Annotated in this window: 12 protein-coding genes; 4 read left to right on the top strand and 8 right to left on the bottom strand. The window is 72.0% G+C overall.

Translation table 11 applies throughout. The features are described 5' to 3' along the window. Positions 1–9: 9 nt before the first annotated feature. The 3 genes from K8612_RS34065 to K8612_RS34055 form a co-directional block, all read right to left on the bottom strand. Entirely contained in the window at positions 10–1,302 is a 1,293-nt protein-coding gene (locus tag K8612_RS34065; RefSeq protein ID WP_223739597.1) for an SEC-C domain-containing protein, read from the bottom strand. Positions 1,303–1,388: 86 nt separating this feature from the next. Further along, positions 1,389–2,579, bottom strand: coding sequence for an OmpP1/FadL family transporter (locus K8612_RS34060; protein ID WP_223765297.1), 1,191 nt, complete (start codon positions 2,577–2,579; stop codon positions 1,389–1,391). Between the two features lie 31 nt (positions 2,580–2,610). Then, positions 2,611–5,559: a hypothetical protein gene (locus K8612_RS34055; RefSeq protein WP_223765296.1), complete on the bottom strand. Its 2,949-nt coding sequence runs from the start codon at positions 5,557–5,559 to the stop codon at positions 2,611–2,613. Between the two features lie 201 nt (positions 5,560–5,760). On the opposite strand from K8612_RS34055, the gene K8612_RS34050 reads away from it, so the two are divergent. The 3 genes from K8612_RS34050 to K8612_RS34040 all read left to right on the top strand — a co-directional run bounded on the left by K8612_RS34050 (position 5,761) and on the right by K8612_RS34040 (position 7,646). Beyond that, positions 5,761–6,297, top strand: a complete 537-nt coding sequence (locus K8612_RS34050; RefSeq protein ID WP_223765295.1) for a hypothetical protein — start codon at positions 5,761–5,763, stop codon at positions 6,295–6,297. A gap of 119 nt (positions 6,298–6,416) precedes the next feature. Then, positions 6,417–6,725: an HPP family protein gene (locus tag K8612_RS34045; RefSeq protein ID WP_223739746.1), complete on the top strand. Its 309-nt coding sequence runs from the start codon at positions 6,417–6,419 to the stop codon at positions 6,723–6,725. A gap of 228 nt (positions 6,726–6,953) precedes the next feature. Further along, positions 6,954–7,646: an NTP transferase domain-containing protein gene (locus K8612_RS34040; protein WP_223739593.1), complete on the top strand. Its 693-nt coding sequence runs from the start codon at positions 6,954–6,956 to the stop codon at positions 7,644–7,646. 76 nt (positions 7,647–7,722) lie between these two features. Here K8612_RS34040 and K8612_RS34035 read toward each other — a convergent pair whose 3' ends face one another. The 3 genes from K8612_RS34035 to K8612_RS34025 form a co-directional block, all read right to left on the bottom strand. Beyond that, entirely contained in the window at positions 7,723–8,556 is an 834-nt protein-coding gene (locus K8612_RS34035) for a hypothetical protein (protein ID WP_223739592.1), read from the bottom strand. Positions 8,557–8,773: 217 nt separating this feature from the next. Further along, positions 8,774–9,628 carry an OmpA family protein gene (locus K8612_RS34030; protein ID WP_223765294.1) on the bottom strand — a complete coding sequence of 285 codons (855 nt, stop codon included), beginning with the start codon at positions 9,626–9,628 and terminating at the stop codon, positions 8,774–8,776. Positions 9,629–9,702: 74 nt separating this feature from the next. Further along, entirely contained in the window at positions 9,703–12,285 is a 2,583-nt protein-coding gene (locus K8612_RS34025; RefSeq protein ID WP_223765293.1) for a PAS domain-containing protein, read from the bottom strand. A gap of 217 nt (positions 12,286–12,502) precedes the next feature. On the opposite strand from K8612_RS34025, the gene K8612_RS34020 reads away from it, so the two are divergent. Continuing rightward, entirely contained in the window at positions 12,503–13,351 is an 849-nt protein-coding gene (locus K8612_RS34020) for an HAD family hydrolase (protein WP_223765292.1), read from the top strand. Positions 13,352–13,430: 79 nt separating this feature from the next. Here the strand turns inward: K8612_RS34020 and atpA are convergent, their stop codons facing one another. Together atpA and K8612_RS34010 are read right to left on the bottom strand one after the other, a co-directional pair. Then, complete coding sequence (atpA, locus tag K8612_RS34015) at positions 13,431–14,978, bottom strand: F0F1 ATP synthase subunit alpha (protein WP_223739588.1); 1,548 nt, start codon at positions 14,976–14,978, stop codon at positions 13,431–13,433. A gap of 215 nt (positions 14,979–15,193) precedes the next feature. Further along, the gene (locus K8612_RS34010; protein WP_223765291.1) at positions 15,194–16,678 is read right to left on the bottom strand and encodes a PAS domain S-box protein; all 1,485 of its coding nucleotides are present in this window, start codon (positions 16,676–16,678) and stop codon (positions 15,194–15,196) included. Between the last annotated feature and the right edge of the window lie 138 nt (positions 16,679–16,816).

The following is a 16,816-nucleotide window of genomic DNA, read 5'->3' as shown; positions in this document are numbered from 1 at the left end:
CGGGGCCTCTCAGGCCTCCGCGTCCAACCGCACGGGGTGCTCGCGCAGCCAGTCCTGCGCGCGGCGGAGGCGGTCCGCGGCGGAGGCGCGGCCCTCCTTCTCCAGGAGCTGCCGGTACGGCTCCAACTGCTCCGGCGTCCACGCGGGCAGGGCCTTCAGGTCCGCGAGCGCCACCATCTCCTCCGCGCTGCGCCCCTTCGCCTCCTGCCGCGCGGTGAGCAGCGCCGCCAGCACCAGCCGCGCGGGCTCCGCCTCGAAGGCGATGGCCGCGTCGGTGAGCCACTCGCGCGTGGGCTCGTCCGCCGCCGCGTCCTTCGCCCCCGCGCGCATGCGCTCCAGCATGCCTTCGAGGAAGTCCGCGTCCACCGCGCCCTTCACCGCGCGCAGGAGCGCGGAGATGACCTGGCGCCGGCCTTCCGGGTCCTTGGGCTGGGACTTCATCGCGCGCAGCGGCTCCCACAGCACCACGGTGAGCCACAGCTCCTCTTCCGGGGAGAAGACGGACGGCGTGGCGGGGTCGCGCAGCTTCGCCTCCACCCGCTGCGCGCGCTCCTTCGCCTCGCGCGAGATGCGCTCCACCAGCGCCGGGTCCGCCTGCACGTGCTTCACCAGCGCGTCCAGCTCACCGGCCTCCGCCTTGCGCAGCGCCTCCGAGGCCTCGGGCGTGAGGGCCTCCGGCTCCATGTCCGCGACCAGGGACTCGTACTTGCGCACCACCTCCGCGTGCTTCTGGCTCCACTCGCGGAACTGCACGTCGAAGACGACGTCCAGCACCGGGTTGTCCTCCGGCCGCACCTTGCCCGTCTTCTTCGCCGCCGTGGCCAGCAGCGCGCCCACGCACAGCGCGCGCCGCTCCTCCGGCGTGCGGCCGCTCTTCGCCGCCTGCGCCAGCAGCCCCGCGCCCAGCTTCTCCTGGAAGCCGCGCGTGCCCAGCTCCCGCACCACGCCCACGCGCAGGCTGTTGCGCGCCTGCATCGCGTCCAGGCCCTCCTGCGCGGCCAGCTTCGCGAGCGCCTGGCCCACGTGGTCGCTGAAGGCCTTGTCGTCATAGCGCAGGCCCGGCTGGGGCCCGGCGGCCTGGAGCAGCACGCCCAGGTGCTCCAGCGCCTGGGACAGGCGGGACACGTCCGCGTCGCCCAGGAGCGACATGGCCGCCTCCAGGTCCTGCTTCAGCGGGTGGGCGGGGGCGGCGGTGGGAGGCGGCGCGGCTTTCGCGCGGTCCTCGGCGGCGTGACAGGCCTTGTACTTCTTCCCGCTGCCACAGGGGCACGGGTCGTTGCGGCCGGGCTTGGAAGGGCTCACGGCGCCGCACCGTAAGCGAAAGCGCCCGGCCCTTCCACGAACGGAAGGAGCCGGGCGCCCCGGTACTTCAGGAACGGTTCAGCCGGTTACTGCAGGGCGAAGCCCAGCGTCAGGCCCAGCACGTGCGCGGTGCCGGAGTACGTGCCCGGCATGCCCGGGGCCGTGCTCTCCTTGTCCGCCAGCGCGACGAACTGGTAGCCCAGGTCCGCGCGGAACGGCTTGAACTGGTAGCCCACGCCCGCGGACACCTTGAAGCGGTTGGCGTCCGGGAGGTCCGGCGTCAGCGTGCTGTTGGGGCTGGGGGTCGGGTCGTACGTCAGGCCCAGGCGCACCTGCAGCGCGTCCGTCACGCCGTACTCGCCGCCCAGCGAGTACTTCCACCGCGCGCGCCAGCGCTTGGGCAGCGGGTTGTCGATGGCGGGGTTCTCGAAGCGGATGGCCAGCTCCGAGAAGGTGGACCAGTCCACCCAGCTCGCGTCGAACGCCAGCAGCAGGTTCTGCAGCGGCCGGTACGCCAGGCCCGCCGTCACGGTGGACGGCAGGACGACGTCCGCGTGCGCCTTCTGGTCCGTCAGCCGGCTCTGGAACTCCACCGGGACGTTCTGGAAGTCCGCCTGGCCCTGGAACGCGATGTCGATGGCGCTGCGGTAGTGCAGGCCCATGTCCAGGTTGTCCAGCACCTTGGCCTGCACGCCGATGTTGAAGCCGGAGCCCCAGTCCGCGCCGCCCAGGTGGATGGAGCCCTCGCTGTTCACGAAGTCCAGGCCGCGCGTCAGCTCGATGGTGGCCCGGGCGATGTCCAGACCCGCGCCGAAGCGGAAGCGCGGGTGCAGCTCATACGCGAACGACGGGTTGATGTAGTACGTCGCCAGCGAGGACTCGTAGCCGCGGAAGCGGCCGCTGAAGCCCTCCTCCCAGCGGCTGCGCGCGCCGTAGGGCGTGAAGACGCCCACGCCGAACGCCGCCTTCTCGAACGGCTTGTAGACGACGAACAGGTGCGGGGGCGGCGACAGCGTGGTGCGCTGCCCCTCCGCCTCCATGCCCGGCCGCTGGAACGTGATGCTGGGGAGGATGCCCGTGTCGCCCAGCGTGATGTCCAGCGTCTTCACGCCGACCATGTTCGCCACGTTGTAATAGATGGAGGACGAGTCCTCCAGCCACGCCGTGGCGGCGCCGCCCACGCCGGTGGCGCGAGCGCTGTGGGTGTCGACCTGGAAGCCCGCGGCCTGGCTGGTACCGGCCGCCAGGATCGCCACGAGGGAGAGTGTCTTTTTCATGGGTGTTTGATTCCTCTCTCAGTGGTTGCCGTTACTGCGCCACGGTGCCGGTCGACAGGAAGCCGATGATCTGGTCCTGGGCCGCGTTGCGCACGGACTCGGGGATCTGCGGGTTGTTGAGGAACGCGTGACGGCCGGCGGCCGGGATGGCGCCGATGACGGATTCCGGGAACATGTAGGAAGCCACCGTGCGCGGCGCGCCCGTGCGGTTGGCCGCGTTGATGAGCGCCAGCGTGTTCGCGTTCGGGATGACCTGGTCGCCCTCGATGTACTGGATGAACGCGCGGTGCACCTTGTCGTCCGTGCCGGCCGCCGCGTTGTTGTCCAGCAGGTACGCGTAGTTGCGCGCGTCCGCCGGGTCCAGGATGGTGTTCGCCAGGCCGATGAACGTGTCGAACGCCGCCATGCCCGGCTTGATGCCCGCCGAGGCGAGCGAGCCCAGGAACGCGGTGCGCTGCGCCTGGAAGGCGGGCGCGGTCAGCAGCACGCCGGTCAGGTTGCCACCGGCCACGTTGAGCACCGAGCGGCGCACGCGCGGGGACACCGCGGTGGACATGGTGCCCATGATGCCGCCGAGGCTCTGGCCCACGTAGTCCACCTGGGCCGCGTTCAGGCCGCCCACGGCGTCGGACAGCTCCTTGCTGGCCAGCACGCGCAGGAACTGGCTGAAGTCCACCACGTGGTGGCGGAAGTTGTCGCGCGTGGTGAACAGGTTGCCCAGGTTCAGGAAGTTCCAGCCGGAGACGGCCGGGACGCCCTGCGCGTTGCGGAGGAAGTCACCGCCCTCGCACTTGTTGTCCGCCATGCACTGGCCCTGCGACGGGGACACGATGCTGGCGCAGTACACGTCCGCCGGCACGCCCGCCGGCAGCGCCGCGGCGCTGCAGTCCGCGCGGGCCGCGTCCGTGCGCGCCACGCAGCGGCCGTAGGAAGGCTTGGTGGCGTCGTCCTCGCAGCGCTGGGTGGCCGGGTCGGCGCACGCGGCGGAGTCGCCCGCCGGGTTCGGCGTGGGGAGCACCGCGGCGGCGCCCACGCAGCTCGTGCGCTCACCGTGGTAGACGGCGTCCATCGCGACCACCGCGTAGCCCGCGCCGGTCAGCTTGTTGGCCACGCCGAGCACCGCGGTGCGGTTGCTGGTCAGGCCGTGGCCGAACACCAGCACCGGCCAGCCGCCCGTGGGCGCCGTGCCAGTCGGCGTGAAGAGCATGAACGGGTAGCGCGTGGGGCGCGGCGCGGCGGGGTTCAGCGTGCCGAAGGGGCCCGTGAGCAGCCACGGCGTGTTGGCCCGAACCTCGTAGACCGCGCCGACGTTGGTGGACGCGAACCCGGCGCCGGCCATCGCCGCCTTCACCTGCGAGGTGATGGGGAAGATGGACGTGGGCGCCGTGGGCGTCCCGTAGACGCCGCCGGGCAGCGTGTACAACTGCTGCAGCACGGACGTGGTGCTCTGGGTGGTGAACGCCCAGCCCAGGGCGATCTTCGAGCGCGGCAGGCCGGCCTTGGCCAGCGCGTCGAAGAACGGCTTGTGCGCCGCGCGCACCGGCTCCAGCGCCTGCGCCAGCGAGTCCGGCACGGAGGAGATGGTGCTCTTCTTGGTGGCCGCGTCGTACACCGGGTTGGCCAGGCGCAGCAGCGCGAAGGCCGTGGCCGGAGCGACGTTGCGGCCCTTGGTGTCCTTCAGGTCCGTGGTCAGCACCGCGCCGTACTGGGTGGCGCCATCCAGCGGCGCCTTCGGGACGATCTGGAGCTGCTGCGGGACCTCGACGATGCCCGCCTCGCCCACGCTGGTGCCGCAGTCACCGGACTTCTCCACCAGGCAGGGCGTCACGTCCGGCTGGGTGCCCTTGTCCAGGTTGGACAGCTTGAAGAACTTCACGCCCGCGGCCAGCGACGCCGCGTCCACGCGAGGCGCCGGGCCGTCCGCCGCCACGCGGTACATGGTGCCGTCCAGCACGCCCTGCGCGTCGCCGTTCTCCGTGACGATGGCGCCCGTGGTGGAGAAGCCGTCCAGCGTGTTCAGGCCCGTGAACAGGTCCTGCTGCAGGCCCGGCGTCGTGGGGACGGGGAAGCTCAGGTGCGCCGGCGCGGTGGCCGTGGCCGGCACGCGCAGCAGGTCGTTGGGGAAGGGGATGATGGTGGGGACGCGGTCGGTGGCCGCCAGGTTGATGGTGGCCTCCGGCTGGTTGACGATGCTGAAGGTCCAGATGAGGACGATGTCCTCACGCTTGAACCCCTGCGGCGCCAGGGCCTTGTTGAACACGTCCGCGTAGCCGCGGCGCAGTTGCTCCAACTGCAGGGCGCTGGCGGTCTGGTCCGCCAGGCGCTTGGCCGGATCCGTCTCCGAAGAGGGGATGATCTCCGTGGCCGGGCCGCAGTCCGGCGAGGTCAGGTCCTCGCAGGTGACCAGCGACTTGTCGGAGTTGATGAAGGCCCACGTGGCCGACCCGATGATGGGCTGGCCCGAGTTCGTCTTCAGGCCGTTCTCACCGCCGACCAGCGCCACCGCGTAGCGCGAGCCCTTCGGCCACGCCGGCAGGCCCGTGTTCGGATCCACCGGGGGGATGATGTTGATGAGGTCCGTGTCCTCGTTGTACGCGATGGTCGGCGTCACCGGCTTCGTCGCCAGCGGCGTGCCCTGGTACAGGTCGATGAAGATGACCGTCTTCGCGGTCACCGTGCGCGGATCCAGGTCCTTGACCTTGGTGTTCGCGATGGCGGACGTGGGGAAGCCGTTGAGCGAGTTCAGGTAGTCGCGCGTGAACTCCTGCTCCGCCGGGGACGCCGCCGGGTTGATGGGCGCGTTCACCCGCTTCGTCTGCTGATTGATGGCCAGGTCGTTGGGGGAGGGAACCACGGCGGGAGACGCCGAAGGGTCGAACTCCGCGAGGCCGACGTTCAGGTTCGGAGCGTCCTGCGCGATCTCCGGCGTGCAGGCGACGGCTCCCAGGGCGATGGCCCCGAGGAACAACTGTTTCTTCATGGTGGGAATCCCCTCCAGCCCAAGGTGAACTGCTGGAAACAAGTCAGTGAGTAGCACGGCGTTCCCCGGTCACAAAGTGAGAGGGATTGACGCGGCGAGTCAGGTCTGGGGTGGCCTCGCATGCACGCGGGTGGACGTCTCACGCGGCGTGCGCGGAGAGGGGGCGTGACGCGCGGAGGAACGCGGCTACGCTGCCGCCCCATGAAACGACTGCTGACTGTGTTGGCGATGACCGTGGCGATGGGCGCGAGCGCGGAGGAGGCCGGAGGGCTGACGTGGAGTGCGCCCTCGGAGTGGGCCGCCCAGCCTCCCCGGCCGATGCGCGCGGCGACGTACAAGGTGCCCGCCGTGAAGGGAGACGCGGAAGACGCGGAACTGGCTGTCTTCTACTTCGGGCAGGGGCAGGGCGGCGCGGTGGACGCGAACGTGAAGCGCTGGGTGGCGCAGTTCCAGAAGCCTGACGGCAAGCCCCTGGAGGACAAGGACGCGAAGACGAAGCAGGAGAAGGTGAACGGGCTGCCCGTCACCACGGTGGAGGTGAAGGGCACGTACGCGGGCGGCGGTCCCATGATGGGGCCCTCCACGCCCAAGCCGCACTTCAAGCTGCGCGGCGCCATCGTGGAGGGGCCGGAGGGCGCCCTCTTCTACAAGCTCACCGGGCCGGAGAAGACGGTGAACGGCGCGGAGAAGGGCTTCCGCAAGATGGTGGAGTCGGTGAAGCCCGCGCCGAAGAAGTAGGGGGCGGGCAGGCGGATCCGCGAAGGCCCCCGCGCCCTTCGCGGACGTCGGCAAGCGGATTGCTAAGGCCCTCCGGCATACGGCGCCCGAACGCCGAGCACCGGAGGCTTCACGTGTCGATGTGCCGCAGCCCTGAGTTCCAGAACCTCGTCACCCGCGCCATCACCCTGTTCCCGGAGGACACCGTCCTGGGAGCGCTCCAGCAGATGTACCGCCACGGCGTGCACGTGCTGCCCGTGGTGGAGGGGCATGGAGGCGACCTTCTGGGCGAGGTGACGGAGGACGAGCTGCACCGCGTGGCCCGCCGCCGCCCGCTGGCCCGGCTGGCTGAAATTCTGACCGTCAAGGCGCTGGCGGCGCCGGAAGAAACGACCGTGGAGACGGCCGCCCCGCTGCGGCTGGCGGCCTCCAGCGGCTGGTTGCACTGAAAGGCCCCTGGCCGCCCATCCGGCGCGGGGGAGGGGAAGCCCTCCGTCCCGTCCGCCTGACCGCTGGTGGACACCCGGCCTTGCCCAAAGGGCTGGCAGCGAACACCTGCTCGTGTGACTGGCGGCTGTCTGACGACTCGTACTGGCGGGCGGGCTGCAATCCCGGGAGGAGGTCAACAGCCTGTTGGCGGTGCCCCCGGCTTTTCGTCGAGGGCGAGGAGGCGGGTCATGAAGGCAGTGGCGATCATCCTGGCGGCGGGCAAGGCCCGGCGGATGTCCCACCCCAAGGCGCTCATCGAGCATGAGGGGGGCAAGAGCTTCCTTCAGTCGCTGGCGTCCACCTTCGGAAAGGCGGGGTGCGGGGTGCTGGGCGTGGTGGGCAGCGACGAGGCCGCGGTGCGCGAGCAGCACCCGAGCCTGGAGCTGGTGACGAGCAGGGACTGGGAGAAGAGCCTGCTGGCGTCGGTGAAGGCCGGGTTGGAGGCGGCCATGGCCGAGGACGCGGACGTGGTGCTGCTGCACCCGGTGGACATGCCGGCGCTGCGGGTCACCACCGTGAAGTCCATGCTCAAGGACATGGAGCGCGGCGGCGCCGAGGGCGTCATGGCGCTGCGGCCGGAGTACGACAACGCCACGGGCTGGCCGGTGGTGCTGTCGAAGGGCGCGGCGCGCAAGGTCCTGGAGGCGGAGGGCGAGGACCTGGAGGCGGTGCTCAGGGCCATCAATCCGCGCCGCCTCAACGTGAAGGACCCCGGCGTCATCGTGAACATCAACACGCCTGAAATCTACGGGCGCGTCTTCAGCATGGAGCCCAAGCTGGCCCCGCCTCCCAAGCGGCGCGTGAAGCGCGCGGGCGCGGCGTCCAACGGCTCCGGGGCGGAGACCACCCCGACGTCCTACGCGGCGTCGTCGGAGGAGTAGCCCCGGAACGAAGACTCCCGGGGCCCGCGCGGTGCGCTGGGGACCCCGGGAGTTTTTACTTCAGGCTTCAGGGCCTTCAGAACGACAGGCCCAGGCCCAGGTAGGGGCCGGTGAAGTTGTCCGCGTGCACCACGCCGTCCAGGTGGCCGCCGTCGCTGAGGTACAGGGTGCGCCAGCCGCCGCGCAGGTTGAGGGCGCCCAGGTGCAGCGCCAGGCCGGCCTGCATGTCCACCTGGCGGTGCGGGAAGGGCACCACCTGGATGCGCGCCTCCACGTCGAAGGGCGACGGGCCGATGCACGCCTCCAGCGACGCGGCCAGGCTGGGGCCCACGAAGATGGCGTCCGGGGCGTGCGCGCTGGCGATGCCGGCCTCCATGCGGAAGCGGCCGCGCTCGCTGGACCACGGCGAGAGGGTGAGGTGCGCGTCCAGCAGCGTCAGCCGGTCCGTGCCCGCCGAGCCGTCATCGGTCTCCAGCGCGATGCCGCTCACGCGCGCGTCCATGCCCCAGCGCTGGCCGTCCAGGGCCATGAAGAGGTCCAGCGCGCCGCCCACGTCGCCGAAGCTGTTGCCCTGCACGTTCAGGTGCACGAGCGGCGCGGGCCGGGGCGCGCGCTGGCCGCGGGGCACCTCCGCGCGCGCGCGGCGGTGGTAGCTGGCCGGCCCCGAGATGAAGAGGACGTCGAACCAGCCGGGGCCGACCCCGGAGGCGCGCACGCTGGAGCGCACCGGCGCGTCCGAGGCGCGGCCCACCGGCGTGGCGCGGTGTTCATGCTTGCCGTCCGAGTCGTCGGAGTCCTTGCGGTCGGAGGTGTTCGGCTTGGAGCGCTTGCCGAAGCGGGCCTCCGCGGGCGCGGACCCCAGCAGGACAGCGACGGCGAGCGCGGCACACAGCGTCTTCCAGAAGCCCACGGCGACCTCTCCTCTTCTTCAGGGGCCCACGGGAGGGGCCGCGGCATGTGGACGCCTGCTCGCCCGGAATATTCAACCCTCATCACCCCCGGTGAAACCAGCGCCCCGGGGAAGGGGGGCGGTGTCCGGAAGGGGGCATGTGCACCCCTGGACATGCGGGCGGCCCGGAAGGCCAGGCCGGCGCCCGCGTCGTCCATGCACGGGCGCGCCCCGCGCGTCAGCGCTGCGCCGTCTTCTGCGCCTTGGCCTTCGCCTGGCGCTTCATGGGGCGCGGCGGCTGCGTGAGCACCACGGCCGCGCGCTCCGGCGTCACCGGGGTGGGGGACAGCCGCAGCGTGACGCGCCGGTTGGTGGCGCGGTGGGGCGGGCTGTCGTTGGGCACCAGCGGCCGGTACGCGGCGTGGCCCGTGGCGCTCAGGCGCTCCGGAGCCAGCCCCTCGCGCTCGCCCAACTGCCGCACCACCACCACGGCCCGCGTGGCGGACAGCTCCCACGCGGTGGTGGCGGGCGCGCCGGGGAGCACCTCGTCGGTGTGCGCCTCCACCGCGACGCGGTGGTCGGCGAGCGGCCCCCGGAACACCGCCGCGGCCTGCTTCAACACGCCGGCGCCCTCCGGCGTGAGCGACGTGGTGGCGGGCGCGAAGAGCAGCCGCTCGGACACCTCCACGCGCAGCGCGTCGTCCTCCAGCGCCACGGCCACGTCGCCCGCCTCGAGCGCGTCCTTCAGCGTCCTGCCCAGCGACTCGAGCGCCGCCTCGCGCCGCGTGCGCTGCGCCTCCGCGCTCTTCGCCTGGAGCTCCGCCGCGGCGCCGCCCCACTCCTTCGCCTGCTGCTGCCGCTCCAGCGCGCGCAGCCGCTGCTCCATGGCCTGCCGCAGCGTCTGCAACCGCGCGACGTGGGCCTCCGACTCGGAGGCCTCGCGCTCCCACTGCGCGCTCCGGGCCTCCAGCGCGTGGAGCGAGCGCGAGCCCAGCCACGCGCCCGTGGAGGCCACCGCCACCGCGACGGCCAGGAGCCCCCAGGGCAGCCACCGCCAGCGTCCGAGCGCCGCTGTCGTCCGCGCGTCGTCCATGGCCCTGGAGGGTAATGGCTCCCCGGGGGTGGGCGGCAAGGTGGCGCCGTGCGACACGCGCCCGCCGGGGCCGCTCAGGACGGTTTCTTCCACCGGGGCAGGTGCAGCACGAAGCGCGAGCCGGGCCCGCCCTCCGGCGGCGCCTCCACGAACAGGTCTCCGCCGTGCGCGCGGGCGAGCTGCCGGGAGATGTAGAGGCCCAGGCCCAGGCTCGCGCGCGCGTGCTCGCCGCTGTTGCGCGTGAAGCGCTCGAAGATGCGCTCGCGCGCCTCCGGGGGGATGCCGGGGCCCCAGTCGCGCACGGCGATGATGGCCTTCTCCCCGTCGCGCTCCACGTACAGCTCCACCGGCAGGCCCGGCGCGTACTTCATCGCGTTGGTGAGCAGGTTCATCAGCACCTGCTCCACGCGCGGCCGGTCCGCCAGCGCCACCACCGGCGCGTCCGCGTGCACCACCGCCACGCAGCCCGCGGTGGCCAGCGCCTCCTCCATCCGCGCCACCAGCGCGTGCACCAGCGAGGACAGCTCCACCGCGCCCAGCTCCAGCGCCATCTGCCCCGTGCCCAGCCGCGCCACGTCGAACAGGTGCGCCACCAGCCGCGTCAGCCGGTCCGCCTGCCGCAGCGCCCCCTGCAGGCCCTGGCCCACCCGCTCGGACTCGTCCGACGGCAGCTTGTCCACCGTGCGCTGCAGCGACGACAACTGCAGGTGCAGCGCGGACAGGGGCGTGCGCAGCTCGTGCGTCGCCACCGCCACGAACTCGTCGCGCGCGGCCACGGCCTGCTCCGCCTGCCGGTACAGCCGCGCGTTGTCCACGGCCAGCGCCGCGCGCCAGGCCAGGTCCTCCAACTGGGACAGGTCCCGCGTGCTGAAGCGCCGCGTGGGCGAGCACGTCGCCGCGCTCACGACGCCCAGCGTGCGCCCGCGCGCCATCAGCGGGACGACCATCACCGAGCGGGGGCCCAGTCCCTCCAGGACCTCCCGGTGCGCGCCGTCGACGGCGAAGGCGCGCATGGCGGCCTCGTCCACCTCGGCCACCAGCTCCGGGCGCCCCGTCTCCAGCACCCTGCGCACGACGGTGTGGGCGCCGGGCTGCGGCGCGTAGGGCATGGACTTCTCCAACTGGGCCTGGAGTCTGTCGTCGCGGGCGCGGCGCTCCACGCGCTCCAGGTGCTCGCCGTCCTCGGCCAGCATGTCCACCAGGCAGTAGTCCGCGAGCTGCGCCACCACCAGCTCCGCCACGTTGCGCACGGTGGTGCGCCAGTCCAGGGACGTGGCCAGCCGGGTGGTGGCGTCCGTGAGGAAGCGCAGGTGCGTCTCCATGCGGCGCTGCTCGGTGATTTCGCGCACCACGCCGCCCACGCCCAGCAGCTCCACGCCGGAGCGCACGGGGAAGTACGTGGCCAGGAAGGTGCGCGGCTCCGGGCCCGCGACGTACTCCACCGGGTCGTCCACCACGGCCGCCTCCGACTCCAGCACCTGGCGCAGGAGGTCCTCGATGGGGCCGCCCGCCGGGCCCATCAGCTCGCGGGGCGTGTGGCCCAGGTGCTCCTCCAGCGGGATGCCGTTGTTCTCCGCGACGACCTTGTTGAGCCGCACGTAGCGCAAATCCTGGTTCACGAAGCCCATGCCCACCGGCGACGCGGCGAAGAAGGCCTCCAGCATGGCCGCGGACGCGTCGCGCTCGCGCAGGGCCTCGCGGGCCTCGCGGTACAGCCGCGCGCTCTCCACCGCCAGGGCGGCGCGGCGCGCGAACTCCGTGGCGTAGCCCAGGTCCCGCTTCGTGTAGCGGCGCGCGGGCGACGCGGAGACCAGGTTGATGATGCCGAAGCGCCGCCGCCCCACCGCCAGCGGCAGCAGCATGGACGAGCGCGGCGCCAGCGCCTCCAGCAGCCGGCGGTGCTCGCTCGAGCGGGAGACCTGCTCCAGCCAGCCGGGCGTGATGTCGGAGATGAGCACGGGCCTGCCGCGCGCGAACGCCCGGGCGAGCGGCGAGTTCGAGCTGGGCTCCGGTGGGAAGGACAGCGCCTGGTCGAGCAGCGACTGGCGCCGCGGGTCCCTGGCGCTGAGCGCGAGCCGGTGCAGCGCGCCGTCCGGCCCCAGCACGTCCACCATGCAGTAGTCCGCCCACTCCAGCGTGGCCAGCCGCGCCACGGCCTTGAGCGTGGTCTCCCAGTCCAGCGACTCGGCGAGCAGCCGGCTCGCCTCGCTGACGAAGAACTCGGCGCGCTCGGTGGCCTTGCGCTCGGTGATGTCCACGTTGATGTTCACCGCGCCCACCAGCCGGCTCTCCGCCGAGTACAGCGGCGCGGAGGAGTTGAGGATGGTGCGGCGCGCGCCGTCCTTCCCGACGATGTCCACCTCCTCGTTGGAGACGGTCTGCCGGGTGCGCAGCGTGCGCGCCACGGCCCACTCCTCGCCGCGCAGGCGCCTGCCCGTGCCGGGCCAGTACGCCTCGAAGGTGCCGAAGTGCTCCAGCTTCATCCGCGCCAGCGCGGCCTGGCCCCACAGCGCGCTCGCGGCGGCGTTGGCGGCGAGCAGGCGGCCCCCCGTGTCCACGATGACCACCCCCACCGGCAGCAGTTGCAACACCGTGCGCAGCCACTCCTGCGGCACGGGCGTGGACTCCGCGAGAAAGGTGCCAGTCGGCTCGGACATGAGCGCGGAGCCCCCCTCCCCCGCGGGAGGCTCTACGGTGGGGGTGGCGGGGGCGTGGGACCACCCGACCCGGGTTCCATCCGGCTTTCCGGGAGTTGGCACCCGCCTCCGCCCGGAGGCAGGGCAGGGGGCTTGATTCGGGGCCGCCGACGGGGCGTCATTCAGGGCTTTCGTTCACGGCCGCGCTTCCAAGCGGCCGGGCTGCAAGGACAGGTGGATGGGAATCGCGTGCGTGGTGCTGGACTTCGATGGGACCTTCACGGACGTGCTGGCGGAGGGCGAGCCCTTCCTCAGGCACTTCCAGGACGCGCTGTACGCGGTGCTGGGGCAGGACGCGTCCCAGGCGTGGGCGGAGGAGGTCGCCGCGCTGCATGAGGGCGTGGACCAGTACGGCTGGGAGGTCGCGGGGCGCATCGTGGCGCCGGCCACCGCGGACCCCTACCTGACGGCCACCTGCACCGCGCACCGGCTGCTCAAGCGCTTCGGCAAGGGCGACGACGAAGCGCTGCGCACGGACACGGTGCAGACGCTGTACCGGGAGGCGTACCGGCACTCGGCCACGGCCTTCAAGGCGGAGGCCAGGGAGGTGCTGGAGGCGCTGCTCGCCACGGGCCTGCCCGTGTCCGTGGTGACCAACGCGCACACGGAGCTGGTGGAGGCCAAGCTGGACAAGCTGGCCCCCCGGGGCCGCGAGCGGCTGAAGGTCTTCGGCGACGCGCGCAAGTTCCAGTTGGAGGACACGGAGCCGAAAGACGCGCGCTTCGACGCGCTGCCGGAGGCGCTCCACCTGGACGGCGTGCTGGGCCGGCCGGTGTACCTCAAGCGCGGGCGCTACTTCTCCGCGCTCAGGCGCATCTGGGACGCCACGCACACCGGCCCGGAGTCCACGCTCGTCGCCGGTGACATCTTCGAACTGGACCTGGCCATGCCCGCCGCGCTGGGCGCGCACGTGCAACTGGTGGAGCGCGCCAACGTGATGCCCTACGAGCGCGCCGCCGTGCAGCGCCTGGGCACGCGGGGCAGCGCGGACAAGAGCCTGCGCGCCATCCTGCCCCGGCTGCGCTGAGAGAAACGAAAAGCCCCGCCTCCCTTCTGAAGGGAGGACGGGGCTGTCCGTTACGGCCACCGCGCGTGGGGCGCGAAGACTAGACCTTGGAGCCCGGGGTCGCCTGGAACACGTCGTTGAACTCGGTCAGCGCCTTGTTGATGTTCGCCTTGATGTCGGCGGTCAGCTCGCGCTTGGCGACCAGGTCGGAGACGATGTTCGGGTACTTGCTGTCCACGAACTCCAGCATCTCCTTCATCCAGCGGACCACGTCACCCACCGGCACGTTGCGGATCCACCCGCGCTTGCCCGCGTCGTCCTTGTTGGTGGCGGCGTAGATCTGGATGACCTGACGCTCGACGGAGAGCGGCTCGTACTGGCCCTGCTTGAGCAGCTCCACCATGCGGGCGCCGCGCGCCAGCGTCTCCTGCGTGGCCTTGTCCAGGTCGGAGCCGAACTGGGCGAAGGCGGCCAGCTCGCGGTACTGCGCCAGCTCCAGCTTCATGGAGCCCGCGACCTGCTTCATGGCCTTGATCTGCGCCGCGGAGCCCACGCGAGACACGGAGAGACCGACGTTGATGGCCGGGCGGACGCCGGAGAAGAACAGGTCCGTCTCCAGGAAGATCTGCCCGTCGGTGATGGAGATGACGTTCGTCGGGATGTAGGCGGACACGTCACCCGCCTGCGTCTCGATGATGGGGAGCGCCGTGAGGGAGCCCGCGCCCTCCTCGTCGGACAGCTTGGCGGCGCGCTCCAGCAGGCGGCTGTGGATGTAGAACACGTCGCCCGGGTACGCCTCGCGGCCCGGCGGGCGGCGCAGGAGCAGGGAGAGCTGGCGGTACGCCACGGCCTGCTTGGAGAGGTCGTCGTACACGATGAGGCCGTGCATCTTGTTGTCGCGGAAGTACTCGCCGATGGCGACGCCCGCGTACGGCGCGAAGTACTGCATGGGCGCCGGGTCGGACGCGTTCGCCGCGACGACCGTCGTGTACTCCATGGCGCCGTGCTTGGTCAGCTTCTCCACCACCTGCGCGACGGTGGACTGCTTCTGCCCGATGGCGACGTAGATGCAGTAAACGCCCAGGCCCTTCTGGTTGATGATGGCGTCGATGGCGACGGCCGTCTTGCCCGTCTGGCGGTCACCGATGATGAGCTCGCGCTGACCGCGGCCCACCGGCACCAGCGCGTCCAGCGCCTTGATGCCCGTCTGCAGGGGCTCGTGCACGGACTTGCGCTTCACGATGCCGGGCGCCTTCACCTCCAGGCGGCGGTGCTCGGTGGCCTCGATGGGGCCCTTGCCGTCCACCGGCTGGCCCAGCGCGTTCACCACGCGGCCCAGCAGGGCCTTGCCCACCGGCACGGAGGCGATCTGCCCGGTGCGCTTCACGGAGTCACCCTCGCGGATGTCCTTGAACTCACCCATGATGGCGACGCCGACGTTGTCCTCTTCCAGGTTGAGGACCAGGCCCTGCACGCCGTTGGCGAACTCCACCAGCTCACCGGCGAGCGCGCCCTCCAGGCCGTACACACGGGCGATACCGTCGCCCACGGTCAGCACGGTGCCGGTCTCGGCGACGGTGACCTTCTTGCCGTAGTCCTTGATCTGCTCCCGGATGATTTTGCTGATCTCGTCGGCGCGGATTTCCATGGGCGTCTAGCGTCCTTGCGGAGGGGGCGGCCTTGAGGAAACGGGGATGGCCGCCGCGAATCTTGAGTACCGGGTGGCCCCCTATCACGGGCACCGGGACTCTCGCAACGCGCCACGCGCCGGGTCCTTCCCCCACCCCCGCACCCCTTTATCGCGCACGTAAGCCGGCGGCCCGGGCACAGGGGGCCCCGCCCGCCCGCCCGGGGAGCCCGGCCTCAGGCGCCGGACAGGGAGGGGCCGTCCTCGCGGGGCAGCCACACGATGAAGCGGGTGCCGTCCGCCGCCCCCGACTCCACGGAGATGCGCCCGCCGTGGGCCAGGGCGATCTGCCGCACGATGAAGAGCGACAGCCCCAGCCCGTCATCCGCGGAGCACAGGGCGCGGTGCTTGAACGGCTCGAAGAGGGTGCCCTGGTACTCCGGCGGCACCCGGCAGTCCGGGTCGTGCACCTGCACCGTCACGCCGTCGAAGCGCCCCGTCACCTGGAGCACCACGGTCGAGGACACCGGGCCGTGGTGCAGGGCGTTGCCCACCAGGGAGTCCATCAACTGGAGGAGCCGCTCGCCGTCCCAGGAGCCCTTCAGGTCGCCCTGGACGACGAGCCGCAGGTCGCGGTCCGGGTGCGCCCGCTGCCGGTCCGCCACCACGCGCTCCGCCAGTTGCCCCAGGTGGACGGGGGCGGGGTGCACGGGCAGGCCGTTGGACAGCCGGGCGCGGGTGAAGTCCAGGAGCTGGCGGATCAGCCGCTCCACCCGGCGCACGCCGTGGCCCACCCGCCCTACCTGCTCGGTCAGGCCCTCCGGCATCGCCGGAGCGTGCTGGAGGGCCAGCACGTCGCACTGGAGCGTCTGGAGCGGGGCCTTGAAGCCGTCCCCCGCGGCGTCCAGGAACTGGTCGCGGAAGTGCTCCATCCGCATCAGGCGCTCCTCGGCGGCCTTGCGGATGCTCACGTCCCACACCGCGCCCATGCGCACCGCGCGGCCCTGGAACGTCGCCGACCGGCCCATGACCTCCACGGGGATGCGGCGGCCGTCGCGGTGGAGCACCGCCAGCTCGTACGGCGCCTCCAGGCCGCGCTCCATCACGTCGCGGGCGGGGGCGCGGAACTCCGGCGCCACGCAGTCCAGGATGCTCCGGCCGATCAGCTCCGCCGTCTCATAATAGCCCAGCAGGCGCCCCAGGCCGGGGCTGATCTCCAGGAACTGCCCGCGGTCGTGGAAGAAGTACCCGTCGCAGGAGACCTCCACGATGGAGCGCATGTGCTCCTCGCTCGCGCGCAGGGCCTCCTCCTCGCGAAGCCGCGCGGAGGTGTCCCGCAGGAGCAGGAGCACGCCCACCCCGGGGCCCGCCGGCATGGCGCTCACGGTCAGGTGGCGCAGCGTGCCCACCTCGCCGAAGCGGCCCGACACCAGCTCCTCCGCCACGCGCTCACCGGACTGCGCCCGCGCGAGCAGCGGCGACAAGGTCGGCGCCAGGCCCGGCCAGGCCTCCGACAGCAGGCGCCCCGCGAACAACTGCGCCGGGCGGCCGCACAGCGAAGCCAGCAGGTCGTTCATCCAGACGATGCGGGAGGCCCCGTCCACCAGCGCCACCCCCCAACCTGGCGCGTTGAGCAACGCGCCCAGGAAGGGCAGGGTCTCCTCGGGAACCCCCGGGGTCGGAAGGGCTCCGGGAAGCCGTTGGAACACAGGCTGCGGCATGGGCGGGTCGTCTCGGAAAACGCGGGCTTGTCCGCGTTGACCAGAAGTATACCCATTCCCGGAGCCGACGGGAAATACAGGTTTGACTAGGACTGCGGGGCAACCCTGACAACCCGGCACGTTGGTCGTACCGGGAGT

Origin of the sequence: Corallococcus sp. AS-1-6 (assembly GCF_020037015.1) — a bacterium.
In the GTDB taxonomy this organism is placed as follows: Bacteria; Myxococcota; Myxococcia; order Myxococcales; family Myxococcaceae; genus Corallococcus.
The sequence above is the reverse complement of the archived record's forward strand: the minus strand, read 5'-3'. Positions and strand labels throughout refer to the sequence as shown.

Excerpts from the sequence above, each read along its gene's own strand:
- K8612_RS34060 (WP_223765297.1), bottom strand. The coding sequence starts at position 2,579 with ATGAAAAAGACACTCTCCCTCGTGGCGATCCTGGCGGCCGGTACCAGC.
- K8612_RS34040 (WP_223739593.1), top strand. The coding sequence starts at position 6,954 with ATGAAGGCAGTGGCGATCATCCTGGCGGCGGGCAAGGCCCGGCGGATG.
- atpA (WP_223739588.1), bottom strand. The coding sequence starts at position 14,978 with ATGGAAATCCGCGCCGACGAGATCAGCAAAATCATCCGGGAGCAGATC.
- K8612_RS34030 (WP_223765294.1), bottom strand. The coding sequence starts at position 9,628 with ATGGACGACGCGCGGACGACAGCGGCGCTCGGACGCTGGCGGTGGCTG.
- K8612_RS34050 (WP_223765295.1), top strand. The coding sequence starts at position 5,761 with ATGAAACGACTGCTGACTGTGTTGGCGATGACCGTGGCGATGGGCGCG.
- K8612_RS34055 (WP_223765296.1), bottom strand. The coding sequence starts at position 5,559 with ATGAAGAAACAGTTGTTCCTCGGGGCCATCGCCCTGGGAGCCGTCGCC.
- K8612_RS34020 (WP_223765292.1), top strand. The coding sequence starts at position 12,503 with ATGGGAATCGCGTGCGTGGTGCTGGACTTCGATGGGACCTTCACGGAC.
- K8612_RS34010 (WP_223765291.1), bottom strand. The coding sequence starts at position 16,678 with ATGCCGCAGCCTGTGTTCCAACGGCTTCCCGGAGCCCTTCCGACCCCG.
- K8612_RS34045 (WP_223739746.1), top strand. The coding sequence starts at position 6,417 with ATGTGCCGCAGCCCTGAGTTCCAGAACCTCGTCACCCGCGCCATCACC.
- K8612_RS34025 (WP_223765293.1), bottom strand. The coding sequence starts at position 12,285 with ATGTCCGAGCCGACTGGCACCTTTCTCGCGGAGTCCACGCCCGTGCCG.